The sequence below is a fragment of the Bacillus sp. JJ1122 genome, assembly GCF_036964885.1.
In the GTDB taxonomy this organism is placed as follows: Bacteria; Bacillota; Bacilli; order Bacillales; family Cytobacillaceae; genus Mesobacillus.
Window position 1 is genome coordinate 181456 of the sequence record NZ_JBALQL010000029.1, and the last position, 18468, is coordinate 199923.

Consider the following 18468-nt stretch of genomic DNA (forward strand, 5'->3'; position numbering starts at 1 on the left):
AGGTTCAATTTTACACTTATATCCATATATATCGGGTAAAAAGACCCGGTTTTCAATGGAATATCCTTACAAAATGAGCGGTCGTTCAGAACACGTTGCATGATGTAAAAAAATGTTTAAGCCAATTTCTTGTTGGGTATATAAATATGTTATTTAATTTAAGGTGAGTAGTTGAATGAGAGTAGAGGGGTATTACATAATGGGGATTTTGATTGTTGATGACAATGAAGCAAATTTATTTGTGATTGAAAAACTTTTGAATAGGGCTGGCTACACAGACCTTCTTTCATTTACTTCAGCACATGATCTGTTTGGGTACCTGGAGTCGGACAATCCCTATATCGTCGCTGAGCAGGTTGATTGTATTCTGATGGATATTATGATGCCTGAGGTGGACGGGATCGACGCATGCAGGCGGCTCCAGCAAATCCCCCATATAAAGGACATCCCTGTCATTTTTGTTACGGCTTTGGAGGACTCAGCAAAGGTCGTTGAAGCGCTTGATGCTGGCGGGATGGATTATTTGATGAAGCCGATCAATAAGACCGAGCTGCTGGCGCGAATCAGGGTGGCTCTAAGGCTGAAATATGAAAAAGACTGGCATAAGAAGCAGGAAGAGAAAATCGTTAATGAGCTTGAGCTTTCCATGCAGGTGCAGACGAGCTTGCTTAGTGAACCGGTGTATAAGGACAATCTCCTGATCAAAGCATCCTATCTTCCGGCCTTCAAGCTTGCAGGGGATCTCTATTATTGGCATAAAATCGATGAAAATCGTTACGCGGCGATCCAGCTGGACATGATGGGACACGGGATATCTTCTTCACTTGTCTGCATGTTCATCTCCTCAGTACTTCGTGACGCGATCCGTTCGAATCCGGATCCGGAATATGTAATTGGGGAACTGAACAGATGGATGAACTCCCTGAATCAGCACAATCAAAAAATACCATATTATTTCACTGCGATTTATATCATGCTGGACACATCCCAGCGAAAAATCGAGTACATAAACGCCGGGCACCCTACCGGACATGCCTTAATCGATGGCAGCCATGTCGTCGAACTGAAAAGCAACACATGCGCAGTCGGCTTTTTCCCGGACATCCAGACGAATAAGAAAACGGTCACTTATTCGCAATCGCTTCAGCTGCTCATCTGTACGGACGGTGTCCATGAAGCGATTGATAAATACGAACAGACCGGCACAGAATTTTTAAAAAGCATTTCCCATAAGCTATTAGAATGTGGAAAAGAAGTCGAACCGCTCGACTTAATCCTGACACCGGAGCAAAAAGAGGCTGGAACAGACGATATGTGCATTGTGTTGATCCAGGCGACTTAATTGTGAAGATTCAAGCGACTTAAACATATGAAATAAAAAACAGAAATCCTAGACAACAGGATTTCTGCTTTTTTTCCGGTAAATCTTTTCTTTTATATTGAATGCTTCCAGGAAGCCCTGGTCTGTGCGGGCCGATTCCTTTGTGCCGAGGCCAAGGAAACCGCCATGGCTGAGACTTGCATCGAACAGGCGAAACACCTGCTGCTGCAACTGCTGATTAAAGTAAATCAGGACATTGCGGCAAATGATGAGATGGAACTCATTGAGAGAACCATCGGTCACTAAATTATGCTGCGCAAACACCATATTTTTCTTCAGCGAATCATTCAAATAGGCAGCTTCACAATCCGCAGCGTAATACTCGGAGAATGACTTCTTCCCGCCAGCAGAAATATAGTTTTTCGTATATGACTGCATTTTGTTGAGCGGCATCGTTCCTGTCTGTGCTTTTTTCAGGACGGTTTCATTCATATCCGTCGCATAAATCTTCGTCCTGTCCGCCAGTCCCTCTTCCTCGATTAAAATCGCCATCGAGTACACTTCCTCGCCAGTCGAGCAGCCCGCATGCCAGATGCGGATTTCAGGAAGGTCCTTTAACAGCGGGATCACTTCCTCACGAAGCGCTTTAAAAAAGTCTGGGTCCCTGAACATCTCCGTTACATTGATGGAAAAATCCTTCAGGATATCGGACAGGACCCTTTCATCATGGATAATTTTTTCCGTAAGGATTGTAATGCTTGTCAGTTTTTCCGCGTTCATCCGGGATTGCGCTCTTCTCATGATCGAAGAACGCATATAATTCCGGAAATCATAGCCTGACAGACGGTAGATGGCGAGCAATAGCAACTCGAGCTCTAAGTCTTCCTTATTCAACTTCATCCCTCTTCCATCCTCAATCATGCTTTATGACAGCCAAACCCGCATCGCCGAAAGCAGCTGGTCGAGCTTCATTGGCTTGCTGATATAATCATTGGCGCCAGCGTCGAGGCATTTATCACGGTCACCTTTCATCGCCTTCGCTGTCAGCGCGATGATCGGTGTCTCGCTATTTTCTTCCATCGTCCTGATCTTCCTGATCGTTTCATAGCCATCCATGATTGGCATCATAATGTCCATTAAAATGATGTCGACCTGTTCCAATTCCGTCATTTTTTCAAGGCATTGGACTCCATTTTCTGCAGTGATAACGTTCATGCCTTCCTTTTGAAGGGCATTTTTCAGGGTAAAAATGTTGCGGTGATCGTCGTCTGTTACGATGACCGTTTTACCAGTCAGAACGGTGGTCTTGCCAGACGGAACAGGATCCGCAGCTTCTGCTGCATTCAATCCTTGTTCTTCAGCCAACGGCACTTCTGGTAAAACTTGTTCATGCCCAGCTGCTACTTGGGATTGTTCCATAGCTGCAGCCACCTGGTTGTGCACCTCGAACTCGTTCATCGAAGGATAGCCCTGCGGCAGGTTCGGGATGATGACAGTAAATGTACTTCCCTTACCTTCCTGGCTTTCCACCTTGCACAACCCACCCAGCAGCTGGGAGAATTCCCTGGAGATAGACAGGCCTAAGCCAGTGCCGCCGTACTTCCTCATGATCGCGCCATCCACCTGCTGGAAGGCTTCGAAGATCATCTGCTGTTTTTCTCTTGGAATGCCGATGCCTGAATCCGTCACAGAAAACTTCACCCATGTATCGGAATGGCCGGCTAGCGGACAGCCCATTGTTTCACGTTCATCCGCCTTCTCGATTTTAATCGACACTGAACCTTTGTCCGTGAATTTGAACGCGTTGGACAGCAGATTCTTCACTACCTGCTGCAGACGCTGTTCATCTGTATAAATGATCGGCGTTATATTGTCAGACACGCTGACGGTAAAATCAATATTCTTATTCTTTGCCATCTGCGTGAATTGACGTTCCAGACGGTCAGCGAATTCAGTCAGGAATACTTCTTCAAAATTGACTTCAAGCTTCCCTGCCTCCACCTTGGATAGGTCGAGGATGTCATTGATCAGGTTCAACAAATCCTGTCCTGACGAATGGATAACTCTCGAGAACTCCTTCTGTTCTTCCGACAGCGCATGCTCCTGGTCGTCAAGCATCATCTCTGAAAGCAGCAAAATACTGTTCAGCGGCGTCCGGAGTTCATGGGACATGTTGGCGAGGAACTCTGATTTGTACGTTGAACTTTGTTGAAGCTCCATCGCCTTCTGTTCGAGATCTTCCTTGGCAGCCTGAAGCTCTTCTGACTTCAGCTCTGCATCACGCGAACGTTCCTCGAGCTGCTCGTTCATCATCCGCAGCTCTTCTGTCTGCATTTGCAATTCCTCTGATTGCGCCTGAAGTTCCTCAGATTGTGACTGAAGCTCTTCTGACTGGGCCTGAAGTTCTTCTGTCTGAGCCTGGGATTCAAGCAGCAGACGTTCGACTTCCATCCGGCCAATAATATTCGTAATTCCGATTCCTAATGTTTCAAGGACATTCTCAAGCAGCTTTTGGCTGCCTGTGCTGAACATGTTAAAGCTTCCGATTTCCACAACTGCAATAACTTCATCCTTCATCATGACCGGCGCCATGATGATGCTTTTCGGTGCAGCCTCTCCAAGTCCGGTGGAAATCACTCTGAAATCAGCGGGTACTTCATTAAGAAGGATGGTCCTTTTTTCCGCAGCACACTGGCCTGCCAGACCTTCACCCACTGCAAAATGATCTCTTCCTGCTCCTCCTTGATAATCCGCATAAACCGCTGCTTTTTTAAAAAGAGGCTTGCCTTCCGATTCATCCTTTAGGTAAAAGGCTCCCAAATTACCGCCCATGAGCGGGGTCAGCTTCTTGATAAAATTTTCGGCAAGAGAGGAAACATTCACATGCCTGCTATAGAGCTTCACGATATCAGCCGAATTAGATTCAATCCAGTTCTGCTCCATGATCTCCTCATTGTATTTCTGTTCCTTAATCGTAAGATCCTCGATCGAAGCTGCCATCGCATTATAGACTCTGGCAATCTCTCCGAAGTCCCCCTTGACTCCGTCGTCCATTCTAGGAATCACGGATAAATCATCATAATCTACATTTTTTATCGCATCCGTAAAGGAATTGATTGTCCCAACCGTACTCCTGATCACCCAAAGCATGACGCCTGCAATCAGGATAATCGCCAATACAATTAAGCCAATCAGCGCTTTTACTAAATTGTTATATGTGCCAGTTGATTCAGCCAATGCATCTTGCATAAGCGATTCCTGGAAATCCTTAAATTCATCAATCTTGCTGAACAATAAATCCCTGTTAGCCATTTCATCTCGATAAATCGCCTGCAATTCATCTGGACTCGCGCCATTCTCCAGCCTGTTATAAATCTCGCGCTCCATGGCAGTGTATTCTTTATACGTTTCCTTCACTTCAGAAATCAGGATTTTGGATTTATCCTTGTTCAGAAGGGCCTCCACCTCGATTAAACGCTGGCCGATATCTTTCCCACTTGAAGCATCCTTCTTGAACTCAGCCTCTTCCTGATCATTCGTGATGATACGAACAAGATCCCGATCCTTCTGGTAAAGTTGCTGTCGAATATCCGTGACCTCGTTCACCTTAACATACCGGTCCTGTACAATCTCAAGCATATTCTCCCGGATCGAATTCATCATCACAAGAATTGTAAACAACAAGAGGAACAAAAAGAACACCGTCAGCCCCAAACCGACATACTGCTTCCTTTTAAAACCCATCATCTCTCCCGCTTTCCTGCCAAATAAATAACTAGCAATCTATCAATCAAATATACCAAAAACCCCTCCCATAAGCTATTTTCAGCTATCTCCAGAAGCAAAGGGACGCTTCTTTGAAGCAGGGGGACGTACCCATTGCTTCTAATTTCGGCGGGTAGTTCATTCGGCCGGGTAAGGATAGTACGAAGGAATTGGCCGTTTTTTCCTTTTGATGACTGTGGTTCAGGACGACGGAATAAAGGGACGTACCTTTTGCTCCTTTGAAGATTGGTGTTCAGAACAATGACATTACATCCTTTTAGTAAACAGAAGCATAAGAAACTTCCCCATAATAAAAATATAAAAATGTGGAAAGCTAATATACAGATTAGAATAAGTAGGTGTATTGCATGGAAAATAAATCAAAGATTCGCCTCACTTCCGCTGAAATTTCGATGTTATGGACTCAATTCATAAACGATACTGCTTCAATATGCATGATTCAGCATTTTTTAGAAAAGGTAGAGGATGAGGAAGTTCGTCCGATTCTCGAATTTGCACTGAATGCTTCCAAAAAAAATATTAGTTTCTTAACGGAATTTTTCAAAATGGAAAAATTCCCTGTACCAGTTGGGTTTACTGAACAGGATGTTCATTCAGATGCTCCAAAATTATTCTCAGACACTTTTGTTTTAATGTACTTAAGAAACATGTCGGTCCTTGGTATGGCAGCTGGCAGTGTTTCTTTAGGTTTTGTAACGAGACCAGATGTTGTGGACTTTTTTAAAAACGTCAGTCAAACAGCAATTGGTTTACAGGACTTAACAAGAAGTTTGATGTTAAAGCAAGGTACATATATAAAGTCTCCCTATGTAACGCTTCCGGATAAAGTGGATTTTGTTCAAAGACAGAAATTTTTAGCTGGATTGTTAGGAGATGTAAGACCCTTAACCGTTCATGAGATTACCATGCTGTTCAACAATATCCAAACAAACGCAATTGGGAAGACAATCATCATTGGATTTGCTCAAACCGCGCAAAAGAAAGAAGTCAAACAATATCTGATGCGAGGCAAACAAATCGCTCAAAAACATATTGATTTATTCAGCGATAAATTAAAAAAAGAAGATCTCCCAGCCCCAATGATTTGGGATTCAGCTCTATCTGACTCAACTAAAGCTGTTTTTTCAGATAAGTTAATGATGTTTCATGTTGCCTCAATGAACGCTGCTGGACTTGGAAACTATGGTACGTCGATGGCTGGGAGCCCAAGAAGAGACCTTGCTCTTCTTTATGCTTCATTAATCCCTGAAGTCGCATTATACGCGGAAGACGGTGCCAACCTCATGATCAAAAACTCCTGGATGGAGGAACCTCCTCAAACCGACGATCGAAATCAATTAATTAAGGGAGATTAATCGGCCTCCCTCTCAATCTCGAATATTCGTTCTGCGGAAAAAGGATGATCTGGATATCAATTGCTTGGTAGGATGCATCGAAAGTTTCATAAGTGAAATTTCATTTGGAATAATAACGATATAACTGGGTGAACATCGAGGTGTTACATGCGACTTATCATGTGGTTGATATGGGGATTAGCAGCTTGGAAATGGGGCGACTGGAGAAATTGGAAGAAATACCAGGCCACCATTCTGTATATGATGTACTTTAGTGCGGTTTACGAAATATTATGTTACAACTTTCCTATATGGAGATTTGAATACGACCGATCGGTTCCCTTTCTGGTCAGCCATCCACTGACTTCCATTGCTATAAGTTTAATTCTCTATCCATCCATTATATTAATTTTCCTTGGAAGATACCCAAATGGCTCTTGGAAAAAAAAGCTAGCCTGGCAAATCCTATTTGTTTTTTTATTTTCTCTATCCGAATTCATCATTTTTAAATCCGGTAAAATAACCTATCATAATGGGTGGAATTTCGGATGGAGCATCATCTTTAATATAAACACCTTCTTCATGCTCATCCTCCACTATAAACGTCCATTACTAACCTGGATACTCTCTCTATTTTTTGTGTTCTTTTACGTTTATATGTTTAAAGTCCCATTGGATTGACAGGGAGGCAAGGGGACGTACCCTTTGCTTCTTTTGATGACTGGTGTTCAGCACTAAAATAGTGAGATCCGGTGAAAGATTCTTTTTAATAAATAGAAGCATCAGGTACGTCCCCTACTATTCAGGTCTCCTTGTTTTACAAAAAATAAAATGATCACCAGGATTCCAAATGTGCAGATGATCAGCACGGTATCCTCGCAGCCACAACTCTCCGTTTATTCGTCTCAGATAAAATCCTTTTGGAAAATCATCGTCTTCCGTTAGGATTTCTGATGCTATTGTGATGGAGCCTGACGGAGCTTTCTGTCGCTGTAAAGGATGCCCCGAATAGCCTTCAGGCTGATCCAGGTATTGCATTCTTAGGTGGGGTCCCAGCTCAAGAGGACACAATTCCAAGCCAAGTTCGCTCGCTTTTTTAAAGATTTGAGCCAAAGCAGCTCCATCTGGAAATCCCAGTGCTTCAACGGTTAGTTCAACCGTCAGAAGGCTGTACTTTGTTTCAGAAGACGTAAATTTATCATCAGCTAATAGCCTCTCTCCATACTCGTTTATCAAGATAGAGCATTGTTGCAATTTCTGGATAAGCTGCGATTTCGTAAGTCCGCCAACCTCTACTGTTCTGAGAACAACAGGACAATCTGGATCAAGCAATCGAATTCCCTCCCAAAGGTTTTTCATAAATCGTTTAGAAAAGAGCCTAATCAAAAAGAAGCAAAAGATACGTCCCCATCATATTGATTTCTGAATACTCAATACATTAAGATAAATAATTAAAGAGAGGGGAGATAAAATGTTTGGGATCATTAACTTTGAAGTGTTTTTAATTGCTGCAATCCTGCTGAATTTAACTCCTGGTACAGATACGATGTACATCGTGAGCAGAAGTATTTCTCAAGGCAGGACGGCAGGAATTTATTCCGCCCTTGGCATTTCAGCAGGAATCGTGGTTCACACGTTTCTGGCCGCATTTGGACTATCGGTCATTTTGATGCAATCGGCGTTTTTATTTAATTTAATCAAGATTGCAGGTGCCATCTATCTAGCTTACTTAGGCATAAAGATGATCCTTACAAAAAATGAAGCAAAAGAACAACAATCATTGCCAAAGCAAAGCAATAAAAAGATTTTCTTACAAGGCATGATCACGAATGTAACGAATCCAAAGGTTGCTTTGTTTTTCTTAGCCTTTCTTCCGCAATTCATTCATACACAATCAGGTGTTTCTACTCCCACACCTTTTATCATTTTAGGACTTACCTTCACCTTAACAGGAGGGATATGGTGTTTTATCACTGCTTATTTCTCTTCAATGGCAACTAGCAGGTTAAGGGGTAATTCCAAGGTTTCGACTGTTTTAAATAGATTAACAGGAATCGTGTTTATCGCAATGGGAATAAAATTACTCCAGACAAAACAAGCATCCTGAGAGCATTGGAATCAAATGCTCTTTTTTTATATTCCGTTTGTTTAACAGGATAGTTCCACAAAAAAAGCGTAAATCCTTCTTGGATTAACGCGACTGTGTTTCAGCGCTAACAATCTTTAATTTTAATAAACAGAAGCACAAGACCCGTCCCCATGCTTCTATTTCAATAAAATGAAATATTTACGCAGTTCCTCTTCATTAATCGAAATCCTAATCGACATGTCGATCGTTCGTAAAACAAAATCTTTGACACCGATGAATTCAGATTCGGCAATCAAATAAAATTGGGTTCCCTTTTTCAATCCTTTAAAGTTTTTCCTAAGCTTATATCTCTTCATGATCGAATCTAGCTGCTCCAATACTGATAATTTAATCTGATGTATACAATCCACTATCCCATTCTTACAATATCAGTTCAACAAAAAGTGCGTTAATCCTTTATGGATCAACGCACCCGGCAGTGTAATTTCAGTATTAATCTCTTTCTTTTGCTCTCTGTGTATCTCGAATATTCTTCTGGACCGTTATCGCTGCGAATAAACTAAGGACAAATGACATCCCATAAAATCCTTTTTCGCTTAAAACAATACTTCCAGCATTATATAACCCGATAGCCATTAATGAAATCGATACAATAAGCGCAAACCAGCTAATCCCATAATAAATGCTCGTAACCGGGATTCCCTCTTCCTTATCTCTGACTGCCTTTTGAAGAGATACGGCTGAATACAGTCCGAATATTAAAACGGCAAAGTAATAGCCTTTTTCGTTCAGCTCCATCGCTGCGTTAAATAAGCCAATCAAATAAGCCGCAACACCCACTGTCAACGCTGCCCAGGAAGCCCCTTTGAAAGCAGAAGTTGGCTCCCCCTCTTTCCGTTCCACTCTCACCTTTGGATTACTTTGTTTTCCTTTATCTAACTGGACTTCATTTTCATTAGACATGAATGTTTCTCCTCCACTTTTCTCATTAAAAAAAGACCCCACACTACAATCTATTATATAGAAATCACTTACAAATAATAGATAATTTATTCATAATTTCCAATTTTTATTCCTGGGATCAAAGGGACGGACCCTTTGCTTCTTTTGATGACTGGAGTGAAGCACAAAAACATTGATATGGGGTGAAAGCTTCTCTTAATTTACAGAAGCATTAGATACGTCCCCATGCTTCCTCTGAAACGTCCCCTTGCTTCTCCCGCCCCTTCACCTGTTTTAACGTGGCGACGATCAGAAAGCTGACGATTACTAATAAGAGCCATGAGCTCACTTTTCCGAGATGTACGAGGCTCCAGGCTTCGGTCTGGTTTGGGTACTGCCAAGCTCCAAAGAACGTTGCGATGTTTTCGGCTATCCATATAAAAAATCCGATGAGCACAAAGGAAAGGGCGAGCGGCATTCGGTAACGAGTTCCATCAATTTCGTATGACGCCCATGAACCCATAAAGACGACCACGACAAGTCCAGATAACCACCAGCGGACATCCACCCAGTAATGGTGGGTGAAAAAGTTCAAATATATCGCAGCTGCCAGTAGTACCACTACCCAAAACGGCGGCCACTTGATCAGTTCAACCTTTAACCGCCTCCACGCTTGGCAAAGATAGCTCGCTACACTTGCGTACATGAACCCGCTATACAGTGGCACTCCAAAAAATTTTGAATATCCTTCCTCCGGATAAGACCAGGAGCCCATATGGACCTTAAAAAGTTCAAGCGCAAGGCCAATAAGGTGGAACAGCGTGATGACCTTCAGTTCATCCCGTGTTTCAAGCCCAGAACGCACCATCCCCCACTGCATCAGCAGGCAGATGATGAGCAGCCAGTCATAACGAGGCAGGAAGGGTAGAGGCATGAATCGCGTAAGAGCCAAAGAGGCAAAAATAACGACAGGAAACAAACAGGACAGGGCCTGCTCCCAGCCAAACCGAACGAGTTGTTGCAGTGCTCTCATGTTTTGTGCCTCTCTGGAAAAATTCATGAGTAACTCCCCTTTTTGAAAAAAGCTTTATTTAGTCATCACTTCGATATTCCAAAATATCTCCGGGCTGACACTCCAATGCATTGCAAATGGCCTCCAAAGTCGAAAACCGAATCGCTTTTGCCTTTCCATTTTTCAATATAGAAAGGTTAGCCATCGTGATTCCGACTCTTTCCGAAAGTTCGGTTACGCTCATCTTCCTTTTAGCCAGCATCACATCAATGTTGATAATAATTGCCATTGTTATCACCTCAGACCGTTAAGTCATTTTCAGATTTTATATCGATGGCATTTTTCAATAACTTTTGAAGAACAGCTGCAAAGACGGCAATCACGCAGCTGCCAAAAATAATCACCATTCCGATCAGAATCATCCCTGGGGCATCGTCTACCTCAGCCATAAGATAGATAAGTGGCATAAATACCACAAATAAGGCACTGATGGTGATGGCACAGTATTTGATATTCTTTAACGCCATTACGGATAGGTCGGAAAACGCCTCGTTCTTGTCAATATAGCTTAAAAGCCTTAAAGTCTGGTACAATGCAGCGAAAAATGCAATCACGGTGACATACAAACCGATCAAAAAAGGATATTGCAAAAAATCTAACTTCGGATTTAATTCCGCAAAAAATTCAGCGATCTCAGGTAACACAAATATGCTCAATGCAAGGACAGGAAGTCCCATAAGAAAAACAACAACCTTTAAAAAGAGTGTTTCTCGTATCATAAAAAGCACCTCACTAATTTATTGTTCAGTTAAAATTTATCATGTTATTTATCGATTATCAATAAATAATTAATGAATATAATGATGTTTTTATTGAATGCATAAAATTTCACCAAAATAAAAAGCATTCTCCTGATGAGAAAATGCTTGATCAAAGGGTCGTGATCAAAGGGACGTACCCTTTGCTTCTTTTAATTATTACTGGTGGCCAGAGCAATAACATTAAACTTCGGTGAAAAACCATTTTAATAAACAGAAGCAGAAGAAGCGTCCCCTTGCTCCTATGGTAGACAGCGCAATAATATTGAACTTCATTAAAAACCATTTTAATAAACAGAAGCAGAAGAAGCGTCCCCTTGCTCCCATGAACTGTACATCTGTAAAACCTTGCATTTGACTTTGCCTGAAGGAACGGACAATGTCGTTTCCTCGCCTACTTTTAAACCGAGTAGCTTCATCGCAATGGGTGTGCCATAGTATAGTTTGTTTTCGTCGATATTGGATTCACCGTAGCCGACAATTTCGTATACTTCTTCTTCCGTAAAATCTGGATATTCACATGAACACTTGACGATTGATCCGATCTCGACTATTTCCGTGTTTCGCTCATCGAACTGAATCACTTCAGCCGTTTTATACACATGTTGAATTTCGCGAATGCGCTCTTCTAATATTTGTTCATCCTGCTCTAATTTATGAAAATTCGGATTGGCTAACTTATCTTCCCCGCAAGCATGAAAAGCAATATTTTTATCCAAACGCACTTGCTTCAATTCTTGTTCTAAATCTGCTATGTGTTGACGGATCAATTGCTCTCCATTAGGTGTGATTTTAACTGTCATAGTATTCCCCTTAAATGTGATCTGCTGATTTCCACTCAATCAACAGGTACTAAAAATGATCTAGCACCTTTAACACTGACTCTACAAAAAAAGCGCCAACTTCTATTTAACAGAAATCAGCACTTCGTTTATTGAATTTAAAACTAGCGTGACGCTTTTGGCGGTTGGCAGACGTCACATTTACGCTGGTTATTATTTTTAAACTTCGTAAACGTTTTTTCAAAGTTGCTGCCACATGCACATTTAAACAATAACTTTTGAGAAAAACCGTGATACTCCGTCGACAGCAGCTTGCTTTCCGAATTTTTCTCAACAAATTCATTAATTTTTTCGATTGTCCATCGTTTATTCATTCTCTAACACCTCTATAGTTAATCGCTAGGCGGAGGCTTTTTAGGCATCCGTTCAATTATTAGCAACAGCCGTAATCATCCTAAGTTCCTTATTATATCATGAGCTGGCAAACAATTAAACAAGCCGATCAGTTTACGAGTGCCGGGTCATTTCAAGTTTGAATTACTGTTCCTATATTCCTTCTATAAAAGTTGACCACAGCTGCCCTCCACATTTCAAAAATCTTCCTCATTAAGATAGACTATAACCAAGAATAGCGAATAGGAGTTTCTAAATGGAAAAAGGGCAACAGCAAACGAGTTTAAAACCGTTCATAAAGCTTATTTTATCAACGAAAATCCCTAAGGGGGCTCTTTTTACAGGACTCGCAGCCAGTCTGTTCACAACGCTCACCGGTCTGACGGTGCCAATCCTGACGAAAAATCTGGTCGATGGCTTTTCGGTCGAAACAATCAGCATGCCGCTCGTCATTGGGATTGCAGCAGCGTTCATCCTTCAGGCCATCATCAGCGGTGCCTCCATCTACCTGCTCAGTTTTGTCGGGCAAAAGGTCGTCGCGAGATTGCGCGAACGGATGTGGGCAAAGCTGATTCGCCTGCCTGTCCGCTATTTTGACAAGCAGTCGAGCGGCGAAACGGTCAGCCGGATCGTGAATGACACGAGTATCGTCAAAGAACTGATCACCAGCCATTTCCCGAACTTTGCGACTGGCATCATCTCGATTATTGGCGCAATCATCATTTTATTTTTAATGGATTGGAAAATGACGCTGTTAATGCTCATTTCCCTTCCCCTTACGCTCGCAATCATGATGCCGCTTGGCAGAAGAATGGCGAAAATTTCACGCGGACTCCAGGATGAGACCGCTGTTTTTACCGGACATATCACCCAGACTCTTGGCGAGATCCGCTTAATGAAGGCGTCCACCGCGGAAAGAATCGAAGAGGAAAACGGCTATAACGGGATTGACAAGCTGTTCAGCTTTGGGCTTAAGGAAGCACGGATTTTTGCAATGATTGGGCCAATCATGCAGCTGATGATCATGGCCGTCATCGTGCTCATCATCGCGTATGGCGGCATGCGCGTCGTCAATGGAACGATGACGACAGGCTCCCTGATCGCCTTCCTTCTCTACTTGTTCCAAATCATCATGCCGATTACCTCATTTGCGATGTTCTTTACCCAGCTGCAAAAAGCGAAAGGCGCAACAGAGAGAATCATCGAGATTCTGGATCAGCCGCTGGAGGAAGGCCAGAAAGGAATCGAATTGGATATCAGCAACCTTCCGATCACGGTCGACAACGTTTCTTTTTCCTACAGTGAAGAGGAGCATGTCATAGACGGAGTCTCTTTAGAGGCCCAGCCAGGACAAATGGTGGCGTTGGTAGGCCCGAGCGGCGGCGGAAAAACTACGATGTTTGGGCTTATTGAACGCTTTTACGAACCGACCTCAGGGGAAATCCGGGTAGGAGACACACCCATCCAGCAGCTGTCTCTCACATCGTGGCGCAGCCAGATCGGCTATGTCTCACAGGAGAGCGCGATGATGGCGGGAACGATCCGTGAGAATTTATACTACGGGTTGGAAGATGCCGAAACCATCCCCGATGAACGCCTTTGGGCAGTCGCAAAAATGGCTTATGCAGATCAATTTATCGAATCATTCCCAAATGGGCTTGATACGGAGGTTGGCGAACGAGGCGTCAAGCTTTCGGGCGGTCAAAGACAGCGCATCGCGATAGCACGAGCATTTTTAAGGGATCCCAAAATCCTCATGATGGACGAAGCAACCGCAAGCCTCGACAGCCAGTCAGAAGGGATCGTTCAGGAGGCATTGTCTCGATTGATGGAAGGCAGGACAACATTTGTCATTGCCCACAGGCTATCCACCATTGTAAACGCAGATCAAATCGTTTTTATAGAAAAAGGAAGGGTTACCGGCATCGGCACACATCGTGAATTGACTCAAACACACGCATTGTACCGGGAATTTGCCGAGCAGCAGCTGGCTTAACTTACTACTAAGATTGAAAAAGGACTCCATGTGTTTGAACCTCAATTGTTAAGGCAACGAACAATTGACAGTTCACTTGATGGAGTCCTTTTTTGAATATTGCCTGCTGCGGTTGTCTTTAAAATTTCTTATTGAGGCATAAGCATCCATCAGTTTAACTAGAAACTTTCACAAAGATTTTATATAGAAAAAAGCCGCTTAATAAGTAAAAAAAGGCGTGAATCCTTTTTGGATCAACGCCTCCGCTATAAAAAAGCAGCTCAGCCCCCGACCGATTTTCCCTGTAAATCAAAAAAGTTATTATCTAGCTGTTGGAAAAACTCTTTTAACCATTTCACTAAATTCATCGTACAAGCCACTAACCGGTTTACCATTTTCGATTTTATTAACGTAATCACTCATGCGGTCAACAAAATCAGGGTTACTTGAAACATAGACATTATTGATACTATTATCTGTGGTTTTTACCCGATCAGAAATTTTATCTTCGATATCTTTTCTGATCGTACCTGTTTGGTTATCGTTTAAAACAACTGCTACATAAGCAGTACTGTCTGTGACAATTACATTTGCTCTTGTTACTTCATTTATACCCTCAACGTTGTTTTTAACTTCGTCATGAACTCGCATTTGTACTTCATCATTGTAATCTAAATTATCATTAAGAATCCTTGCTCCCTTCTTTTCACCAGGGGAGGTCAAATCGTAATTTTGAACTCTTGTATCATTGTTATCCCTAACATCCTCTCTCGCTCCATTGTTCATCGCACACCCCGTGCTTACAGCAATTGTTAATAAGATAAAAGATAAGCTTCGAATTAACTTCATGTTTGTCCCTCCTAATGTTCATTTCAATTTTAGAGTAGCCAGACAATCGGTTATTATGTAAAAACTAATTACTGAAACAACGTCCTTTTTGAGATATGTGAGCATTTTCTATGAAACAATGGATAATTAGGAAGACTCCGTCTTTTATAGTGGTGTTAAGTCTCAAAGTAATAAAGAAACTGATTAAAGCTTCTATAAAAAAGGAACTTAGCCGGTACGTCTCCATGCTTTCTTTTCCCATTACTTATGTTCATAATCAATTACCTCTACTTTAAAACCGTGACTGCATCCAATTTTGGGGCTGTCGCATGATGGAGAGACTCTTACTTTAACCAGGTCATCTGTATATTCCAAGGGGCTATTGCGTTTATTAGGAACTTGCAGCTTCAAGGTAATATCGTAGGAATGATTGTTGTTATAAACAATACCGACAATTCTCTGTGACTGCCAGCCAAAAGTAGCCGCATCATTACCTGGGTATTCTTCCATCACTCTTTTATCGATAGATGGAAATATAATATCTCTAATGATGTCCTCAGGGGTGACGTACCAGTCTTCTGCGATTGGTTTAATTTCCTTAGGCTCTGGAGGTTTCGCGTTCACTAAGTTTCCTGCGATAAACATTAAAGAAAGAGTAAAAAGGAAAATCAGTTTCTTCAAAGGTGCACACTTCCCTCATTTTTTCAGTTAGATTTCGCATCTTTAAATAATCCTATTCTCGCCATCCAATAATCCATTGCTAACAAGACTTAATGTTCAGACTCTCCGTTAGCAATTGACTTGTTTTCAAATGAAAAAGGACTCCCAGCAAACTGCCCATAGTCATTTTTGATAACTAAGGTGCAGTTCATGGAGTCCTTTTTGCTCTATTCAGCTTACGTACCATTTATAAGTGAATTCTATAATGCTGCTGACACAGTTTGTTTTTGTAGATCGTTGGCAAGCAGGCTGTACGCAACTACTTTTTTCTTGTACTGTTTTACAACATCCACGTGATCGGGATATCTGAACAAGAGAATCTTCACATCCATTTTTCCTCTTTTAGTATGAATGATTAACGGTGTCCCGCTGTCCTCAGGATTTAGAAACATGTGCTCGGTTCCTGGCCAAATATATTGCTTTTCTAAAAACGTAGCTTCGTTGAATGATTTAACGACTTCCACCTTGTCTTCACCTTCCAATGTGATTCCATCGAAGGTTACGGTGACGTCCGCATCATTAAGCTTTGAATGCACGCCAAATTTACCGAACATCCATTCAATCGCCCCGGTTGGAAGAGAAGTAATCGCTATTTTAAATAAACTAAAGAGAATTATCGGAAGGATAACAGCCCAGGTCATTTTCATCATCTCCGTATGGTTTAGTCTATATTATTTACCTTTGAAATTATAATCCTTTTGGACGAAATATCAACAAATCAAGCCTATATAATTTAGACATTCTTTATCCTTGTTCACAAAAATTTCATTTTTCGGGGACGTACCCTTTGCTTCTTTCCAGTGGGAATCAGCCTCTAAGTATGATAGGAGCCAGTGAAGGCTTCTAAAAAAAAGGGAAGCATTAGATACGTCCCTACGCTTCAAAAAAAAGAAGCATAAGAAACGTCCCCTTGCTTCTACTATTCCAAAGAGAAAAACGCTTCTGAAAACCTCCTAATTCCTTCTTCTATAGTTTTCACATTTTCCCGGGCAAAAGTAAATCGTACAAACCCTTTGTCAGTACCCAATGTGGAGCCTGGTGCATAAATAACTCCTCTTTTAATGGATTCCTCCAGCAATTGCGATTCATGATAATCCTTTTTCAGCTTGCACCATAGATGGATTCCACCTTGTGGAACGTCAAACTCCACCTGGTCTTTCAAAGTTGAACGTAGACTGGCAACAATCTGGTCTCTCCTCAGTTTTAGCTCCTTCACTAATTTGTTAAGATGATCCTCGAAATAATCAGAGTCCAAAAAATCATTTGCAATCCATTGCGTGAAGCTTGCATGTCCGAAATCAACTTGCTGCTTGGCATCTGCTAACCTTTCTATGACCAACTTTGGCCCGATTATCCAGCCAATTCGCAATCCTGAAGCGACGATTTTAGACAGAGAGCTTATATAGAGGATGTTTCCATCCACATCCATCGACTTTAACGGAGAAGCGTCTTCTCCCGTAAAGGAAGTTAAACTATAGGGATCGTCTTCCACTATAGGTATACCATGCTCAGACGATAGTTCCAGTATTTTTTTACGACGATTCCGATCAAGAAATGCTCCGGTGGGATTTTGGTAAGCAGGGTTCAGAAAGATCATTCGAATTCGATGCTTTTTGTGCAGTGCGATTAAATCGTCCGGGTTCATCCCATCCTTGTCGACAGGAAGGAAAAAAGGTCTTAATCCCGCTGACTGAAAGACCGGCAGCCCGTAATGATAGGAAGGCTCTTCTAACGCAATGGCATCCCCTGGTTTTAACAGACATTGAACCACCAGATGAAGGGCTTGCTGGGCACCGGAAGTAATCAGAATAGAGGAGGGGTCCGCTGTGATTCCCCTATACCTTTTTACATGCTCAGCAATGGTTGTCCTTAAAATTTGATTTCCCTGAGGATGATCATATCCCAGGCTACCATTGAATGTCCTTGTAGAGGTGATCTGACTAAAGGACTTCAAAGGAAATAAATCCTCCGATAATTCCCCGCTTGCCAGGTTGATAAGTTTGTCGTCTTCCATTTCTCTTCGTATTCTTTGGGTAACGGGCAAATTGGGCAGGAACGAACCCGCCTCAATATAACGATTCCAGCTGGGAACTCTTCTCTTCGTTACTCCCCATATGTCCTTGCTTATTAACGTCCCGCTCCCTCTTTTCCTTTCAATCAATCCATTTGATTCAAGTTCATCATATGCAGCAACCACAGTACTTCTATTTATACTAAGTTCCTTGGCTAATGTTCGTTCAGACGGTAAAGGTTTATCAAGCGGAAACGTTCCGTCTGATATCCCATTTTCAATATACTCAGCAAGCTGCTTAAATACTGCCTTTTTAGCTTCTCGATTCGGTTTCCAATCCATGATGATCCCCTTTAAAAATTGATACTCAAAGTCAATCCTTTTAAACTATGAAGACTTCATGTCTGTAAAAAAATAACCTATCGCCAAATTGACGATAGGTATTTGTTATTTTAAC

The 18468-nt window shown here is 42.0% G+C and carries 19 protein-coding genes; 5 read left to right on the forward strand and 14 right to left on the reverse strand.

Annotated elements, in window-relative coordinates:
• Window positions 1-199: 199 nt before the first annotated feature.
• The gene (locus tag V7201_RS17870) at window positions 200-1342 is read left to right on the forward strand and encodes a PP2C family protein-serine/threonine phosphatase (RefSeq protein WP_335378110.1); all 1143 of its coding nucleotides are present in this window, start codon (window positions 200-202) and stop codon (window positions 1340-1342) included.
• Between the two features lie 48 nt (window positions 1343-1390).
• Here V7201_RS17870 and V7201_RS17875 read toward each other — a convergent pair whose 3' ends face one another.
• The gene (locus V7201_RS17875) at window positions 1391-2221 is read right to left on the reverse strand and encodes a CheR family methyltransferase (protein ID WP_335378111.1); all 831 of its coding nucleotides are present in this window, start codon (window positions 2219-2221) and stop codon (window positions 1391-1393) included.
• A gap of 24 nt (window positions 2222-2245) precedes the next feature.
• On the reverse strand, window positions 2246-5068 hold the full coding sequence (locus V7201_RS17880; RefSeq protein ID WP_335378112.1) for an ATP-binding protein: 2823 nt from the start codon (window positions 5066-5068) through the stop codon (window positions 2246-2248).
• A 386-nt stretch (window positions 5069-5454) separates the two neighbouring features.
• Between V7201_RS17880 and V7201_RS17885 the strand changes: the two genes are divergently transcribed.
• Both V7201_RS17885 and V7201_RS23265 read left to right on the forward strand, forming a co-directional pair.
• Entirely contained in the window at window positions 5455-6462 is a 1008-nt protein-coding gene (locus V7201_RS17885; protein ID WP_335378113.1) for a DUF3231 family protein, read from the forward strand.
• A 159-nt stretch (window positions 6463-6621) separates the two neighbouring features.
• The gene (locus V7201_RS23265; RefSeq protein WP_438825079.1) at window positions 6622-7122 is read left to right on the forward strand and encodes a CBO0543 family protein; all 501 of its coding nucleotides are present in this window, start codon (window positions 6622-6624) and stop codon (window positions 7120-7122) included.
• 117 nt (window positions 7123-7239) lie between these two features.
• On the opposite strand, the gene V7201_RS17890 is transcribed toward V7201_RS23265, so the two are convergent.
• A complete protein-coding gene (locus tag V7201_RS17890) occupies window positions 7240-7773 on the reverse strand; it encodes a helicase (RefSeq protein ID WP_438825074.1) in 534 nt (177 codons plus the stop codon).
• Between the two features lie 139 nt (window positions 7774-7912).
• Between V7201_RS17890 and V7201_RS17895 the strand changes: the two genes are divergently transcribed.
• On the forward strand, window positions 7913-8548 hold the full coding sequence (locus V7201_RS17895) for a LysE family translocator (RefSeq protein WP_335378115.1): 636 nt from the start codon (window positions 7913-7915) through the stop codon (window positions 8546-8548).
• A gap of 158 nt (window positions 8549-8706) precedes the next feature.
• On the opposite strand, the gene V7201_RS17900 is transcribed toward V7201_RS17895, so the two are convergent.
• The 7 genes from V7201_RS17900 to V7201_RS17930 all read right to left on the reverse strand — a co-directional run bounded on the left by V7201_RS17900 (window position 8707) and on the right by V7201_RS17930 (window position 12458).
• Window positions 8707-8886: a hypothetical protein gene (locus V7201_RS17900; protein ID WP_335378116.1), complete on the reverse strand. Its 180-nt coding sequence runs from the start codon at window positions 8884-8886 to the stop codon at window positions 8707-8709.
• Between the two features lie 136 nt (window positions 8887-9022).
• Window positions 9023-9493 carry an inner membrane protein YiaA gene (gene yiaA, locus V7201_RS17905; protein ID WP_335378117.1) on the reverse strand — a complete coding sequence of 157 codons (471 nt, stop codon included), beginning with the start codon at window positions 9491-9493 and terminating at the stop codon, window positions 9023-9025.
• A 211-nt stretch (window positions 9494-9704) separates the two neighbouring features.
• Window positions 9705-10505, reverse strand: coding sequence for a DUF817 domain-containing protein (locus V7201_RS17910; RefSeq protein WP_335378173.1), 801 nt, complete (start codon window positions 10503-10505; stop codon window positions 9705-9707).
• A 58-nt stretch (window positions 10506-10563) separates the two neighbouring features.
• Window positions 10564-10773 carry a helix-turn-helix domain-containing protein gene (locus V7201_RS17915; protein ID WP_335378118.1) on the reverse strand — a complete coding sequence of 70 codons (210 nt, stop codon included), beginning with the start codon at window positions 10771-10773 and terminating at the stop codon, window positions 10564-10566.
• Between the two features lie 10 nt (window positions 10774-10783).
• Entirely contained in the window at window positions 10784-11263 is a 480-nt protein-coding gene (locus V7201_RS17920) for a DUF2975 domain-containing protein (protein ID WP_335378119.1), read from the reverse strand.
• A gap of 326 nt (window positions 11264-11589) precedes the next feature.
• The gene (locus V7201_RS17925; RefSeq protein ID WP_335378120.1) at window positions 11590-12105 is read right to left on the reverse strand and encodes a GreA/GreB family elongation factor; all 516 of its coding nucleotides are present in this window, start codon (window positions 12103-12105) and stop codon (window positions 11590-11592) included.
• Between the two features lie 143 nt (window positions 12106-12248).
• Complete coding sequence (locus V7201_RS17930) at window positions 12249-12458, reverse strand: hypothetical protein (RefSeq protein ID WP_335378121.1); 210 nt, start codon at window positions 12456-12458, stop codon at window positions 12249-12251.
• A 275-nt stretch (window positions 12459-12733) separates the two neighbouring features.
• Here V7201_RS17930 and V7201_RS17935 point away from each other — a divergent pair, with 275 nt between their 5' ends.
• Entirely contained in the window at window positions 12734-14473 is a 1740-nt protein-coding gene (locus V7201_RS17935) for an ABC transporter ATP-binding protein (RefSeq protein ID WP_335378122.1), read from the forward strand.
• 300 nt (window positions 14474-14773) lie between these two features.
• Here the strand turns inward: V7201_RS17935 and V7201_RS17940 are convergent, their stop codons facing one another.
• The 4 genes from V7201_RS17940 to V7201_RS17955 form a co-directional block, all read right to left on the reverse strand.
• Entirely contained in the window at window positions 14774-15301 is a 528-nt protein-coding gene (locus V7201_RS17940) for a YhcN/YlaJ family sporulation lipoprotein (protein WP_335378123.1), read from the reverse strand.
• A 240-nt stretch (window positions 15302-15541) separates the two neighbouring features.
• Window positions 15542-15904: a hypothetical protein gene (locus V7201_RS17945; RefSeq protein WP_335378124.1), complete on the reverse strand. Its 363-nt coding sequence runs from the start codon at window positions 15902-15904 to the stop codon at window positions 15542-15544.
• Between the two features lie 296 nt (window positions 15905-16200).
• Complete coding sequence (locus V7201_RS17950; protein ID WP_335378125.1) at window positions 16201-16641, reverse strand: YfmQ family protein; 441 nt, start codon at window positions 16639-16641, stop codon at window positions 16201-16203.
• 278 nt (window positions 16642-16919) lie between these two features.
• Window positions 16920-18353: a PLP-dependent aminotransferase family protein gene (locus V7201_RS17955; RefSeq protein WP_335378126.1), complete on the reverse strand. Its 1434-nt coding sequence runs from the start codon at window positions 18351-18353 to the stop codon at window positions 16920-16922.
• Window positions 18354-18468: the final 115 nt, after the last annotated feature.